Origin of the sequence: Gracilimonas sp., from assembly GCF_035704785.1 — a bacterium.
Classification (GTDB): Bacteria; Bacteroidota; Rhodothermia; order Balneolales; family Balneolaceae; genus Gracilimonas.
In genome coordinates this window covers 1-3,822 of the sequence record NZ_DASSWP010000039.1, presented here as the reverse complement: position 1 = coordinate 3,822, position 3,822 = coordinate 1, and the positions used below count along the sequence as shown (strand labels likewise).

General features: G+C 41.2%; 2 protein-coding genes. One reads left to right on the top strand and one right to left on the bottom strand.

The window, feature by feature from the left end:
- Window positions 1-2,901, bottom strand: a 2,901-nt coding sequence (gene secA, locus VFM80_RS02200) for a preprotein translocase subunit SecA (RefSeq protein ID WP_395069104.1), incomplete at its 3' end; no start/stop codon positions are given.
- Window positions 2,902-3,329: 428 nt separating this feature from the next.
- Here secA and VFM80_RS02195 point away from each other — a divergent pair.
- Entirely contained in the window at window positions 3,330-3,629 is a 300-nt protein-coding gene (locus VFM80_RS02195) for an isoamylase early set domain-containing protein (protein ID WP_395069102.1), read from the top strand.
- Window positions 3,630-3,822: the final 193 nt, after the last annotated feature.

Below are 3,822 nucleotides of genomic sequence, written 5' to 3'. Positions count from 1 at the left end.
GATGGATAGAATGGCACTTTTTTCGAGAGAACGGGCAACTTCCCGACCTTCATTTTCAAGAGCTGATTCCACATCCACTACAATACGCATGCGGCGGATTCCATCTGTGAATATCACTTGTACTTTATCGGGACGATTGTCAGGGTTGGATTCATTGATGCGCTTCATAACTTGATAAAGAGGCTTTGCCATACGCTCCTCTTTCTTTTTGTACATCTCGAGCGCTTTGTCAATGATATGATCAGCAAGGTCGCGTTCATTCATCTTGAACCAAGCTTCCTTATCGAAATCAACATCAACTGCGATGCGGCGAAGTATATTTTCATGTAGTCCTTCGTAATCTCCAGCAGCTATATGTTCCCGAGCCATTGATTCTACCAGATCATCCAGCATATCCATAATGTCGGTACGCAACTGGTCTCCGGAAAGAGCATGTTTTCTACGCGCATAAATTACGTTACGCTGATTGTTTAGCACATCATCATATTCCAGCTGTCGCTTACGAATACTGAAGTTATTTTGCTCAACTTTACTTTGAGCACGTTCCAGAGATTTGGTGATCCATGGATGGGTAATGACTTCACCTTCTTCAAAACTAAGCTTATCCATCACATTGGCCACCCGGTCCGACATGAACATTGCCATCAGGTCATCTTCCAGAGATACGTAAAACTGAGTCTCACCGGGATCACCCTGACGTCCTGCACGACCGCGAAGCTGCAGGTCAATACGGCGCGATTCATGACGTTCCGTACCTAAAATGGCCAGTCCGCCTTTTTCCTTCACGCCTTTAGCTAATTTAATATCTGTACCACGCCCGGCCATGTTAGTAGCTACCGTTACGGCACCAATTTCACCGGCTTGTTTTACAATTTCGCTTTCACGGGCATGTTGCTTGGCATTCAATACGTTGTGAGGGATTCCGGCTCTTTGCAGCATACGGCTCATGGTTTCGGATACATCCACGCTGGTAGTACCCACCAATACCGGCTGTCCCTTGTCATGATATTCCTGGATCTTTTCGATAGCCGCATTGAATTTCTCTCGCTTGGTTTTGAAAACAAGATCCTCTTTATCATCCCGGGCAATAGGCTTATTGGTAGGAATAACTACTACATCCAGTTCATAGATCTCATTGAATTCACCTTCTTCCGTTTCGGCGGTACCGGTCATACCGGCCAGTTTGTTGTACATACGGAAATAATTCTGCAAGGTGATGGTTGCGTATGTTTGTGTGGAAGCTTCAACTTTAACCTGCTCTTTAGCCTCGATCGCCTGATGCAATCCATCAGAATAACGGCGACCTGAGAGCACACGTCCGGTGTGCTCATCAACGATGTTTACCTTACCATCCTGAACGATATACTCTTCTTCACGCTCGAAGTTAGTGTAAGCCTTCAGCAGCTGGTTAACGGTATGAATACGATCGCCACGTTCAGCGAATTTACGGTGTAGTTCGTTAAACCTGCGCTCTCTTTCCTGTCGTATTTCCTGCTTGGCCTCGTCTATCTTTTTCTCTTTATAATCGTCGCTGAAGTCATCATTACTTTCAATTTCCTCGATCTTTTCCTTTTCGAGTTCTTCGAGCTCATTCTCAATGACAGCTGTTTCTTCTCCAAGATCCGGAATAATGAAAAACTCTTCATCCTCGCCTTTTTTGGTAATGAATTCCCGGCCTTGTTCGGTCATTTCAATAGAATTCATCTTAGGATCTACCGCGTAGTACAGGTACTCATCCACTACCGGCATATTTTTGGCATTATCCTGCAGGTAAAATGATTCAGTGCGTTGGATCAATTTCTGAATTTTTGGATCCTGCTGAAGTTTTCTGAGTTGTGAGTTTTTAGGAAAACCACGAACAGCACGGAATAACGCAAGTCCGGCTTTTTCCTCATCACCTTCTTCCAGTAATTTCTTTCCTTCTGAAACAAGGTTGGCAACTAATTTTTTCTGAGCAAGTACCAAAGACTCAACTCGTGGTTTCATCTCAACATATTTATCAGACTGATTACCCTGGGGTACCGGACCTGAAATGATCAACGGAGTACGTGCCTCATCGATCAAAATGGAATCTACCTCATCAATAATAGTATAGTGATGTTCCCGCTGTACCAGTTGCTCCTGTTCTATTACCATGTTGTCACGAAGATAGTCGAAGCCAAATTCATTGTTGGTTCCGTAGGTGATATCAGCTTTGTAAGCTTTACGTCGCTGTTCAGTACTCGGCTGATATCGGTCAACGCAATCCACATGCAGTCCGTGAAAATTGAAGATGGGCTCGTTCCACTCTGCATCACGCATTGCCAGATAATTATTCACTGTTATTATGTGGACTCCTTTACCGGCAAGAGCATTTAGGTATGCCGGAAAAATAGCTACAAGCGTTTTACCTTCACCTGTTTTCATCTCAGCGATTCTGCCTTGATGCAATACAATAGCACCGATCAACTGTACATCGTATGGGATCATTTCCCATGTAGTGTCATTCCCACCCACTTTCCAGGACTTCCCAACAAATCGGCGGCAAGTATCTTTGAGAACAGCAAAGGCTTCAGGTAAAAGCTCATCCAAAACATCTTCGATGATATCAAGTTCCCGTTGCTCCAGTTCATCGAGATACTCCGCCATTTCTCGATGTTCGCCGGGATTCAGGGTTTCAATATCATCCAATTGCTTCTTGATCTCTTTTATCTCGGCTACCGTTTCGGCAGTGGCATCCTTAATCTTTTTTTTGAATTCTTCGGTCTTAGCTTTTAGCTCCTCATCACTCAGCTTCTTGATGCTTTCTTCGTAGCTCTTGATCTCATCTACGATAGGCTGAATTTTTTTAATGTCTTTTTCACTTTTAGAACCAAAAATTTTAGTAATGGTCTTACCGATGCTATCTAATATATCTATCATAATATAATACTGGTGCTCTGATAAATTGTCTCTAAACTATGAGTATTAAGTTAACCTTATAATTGAGGCCGTTCAACTGTTTGAACGTTATTGGTTACAAATATCTTGCCATCCTGATGTTGTTAGCAAAAAAGCAGACAGCTTGTCTTGATTCAGAGTCAAATATCGCAGTGAATCATGTTTAAAGGGTATAATCGTTTAGAAATATTTGGGTTTTATTTAGTTAACGACAATAAAATACTATTTACATAAGCTTAGTAAGGAAAACACTTTTAATTAATATTTAATTAAAATAATATTGTTATTTATATAAATAAATTAGGCTTTATATAGCTGACGTCATTTTTATTTTTTGTAAAATCGTTGAATCAATTGAATTATATAATTATAATAAACCCTCACTCACTCATCGAACTAATATTTTTGTTATGATCACCAAAGAATTCACCCCAAAACGAACGGTTTGTAAAGTAACCTTAAGTGTGCCCGCTGAATGGGCAAAAAAAGAAATCGCTGTAGCCGGTGATTTCAACGATTGGGATACTAAAGCAGAGAAGCTCGAAAGGAAGAATGGTATCTGGAAAACAACTCTTCGCCTGAAACCCGACAAAGAATATAAATTCAAATACTACATTGATGGCGAGCGCTGGGAGAATGATGACGCTGCTGATAAATATGTACCGAACGAATTTGGCACTGAAGATTCGCTGGTGATTGTCGGGAAATAACACTCATCTTTTTATCTGGAACATTACGGTTTTTGTTTTACTTTTAATAGTCTCTGAAATGACCATCATTAACCAAATCACACATTTTGTTTGATTCCGAGCTTTTTGAAAAAGAGTTGGCTACCTCTTGGTTGGGGCGTAACTATTACTTTTTTGAAGAGATGCCTTCCACAAACTCTTTTGCTAAAAAGCT

Bases quoted from the DNA above. Each gene is read 5' to 3' on its own strand.
- VFM80_RS02195 (WP_395069102.1), top strand. From the start codon at position 3,330: ATGATCACCAAAGAATTCACCCCAAAACGAACGGTTTGTAAAGTAACC.